Here is a 549-nt window from a genome sequence, read left to right as displayed (position 1 = left end):
TTTCCAGCAACTCCGACTCCTTTCCAGTTTTGGTGAGTTCTCTTATTCCTGGGAAAAACGACACTTCCCCCTTTGCCGCCTTCACCTCCTCTATCTTCTTAGCCTCTAGCTTTCCTAGCTCTCCCTTTACCTCCTCTACCAACCCCTTTCCTGCCTTCATCTCCTCCAAGGCTCCCTTCTTCAACCTTCCTACTTCCCTCACCAGCTCTGACTTCTTTCCCTCCAGCGTCTTCAGCACCTCCTTCAGCCCCTTCTTGAGTTCGTCAGCATTTGCCTCCTCTATCGCTTTCTTCAGCCCCGCAGGATCCTCCCCCCTTCCTGCCAACTCCTTAAGCTTCTCCCTCATTTCCCGGAGCTCTTCTGCTGTCAACTGCGCCTCCTCTATCTTCTTCTCCAGCTCCTTCATCGACTCAAGCCGCTGCTTGACCAACTCCAGCTCTGCCAACTTTTCCAGTCTTTCCAATCCCAGCGCGCTCTTTAGTTCCCCCTCTATCTCATCAGCATTTAGGTGCTGTCCTTTACTTTCCGCCAACGTCCTAAGTTCCTGTG

At 52.5% G+C, this 549-nt stretch carries 1 protein-coding gene; it reads right to left on the bottom strand.

What is annotated here, in order from left to right:
• Window positions 1–532, bottom strand: a 532-nt coding sequence (locus GAC_RS04475) for a hypothetical protein (RefSeq protein WP_407059597.1), incomplete at its 3' end; no start/stop codon positions are given.
• Between the last annotated feature and the right edge of the window lie 17 nt (window positions 533–549).

The sequence above is a fragment of the Anaplasma marginale str. Florida genome (genome assembly GCF_000215485.1).
GTDB classification, from domain to species: domain Bacteria; phylum Pseudomonadota; class Alphaproteobacteria; order Rickettsiales; family Anaplasmataceae; genus Anaplasma; species Anaplasma marginale.
This window is presented reverse-complemented; position numbering and strand designations above follow the sequence as displayed.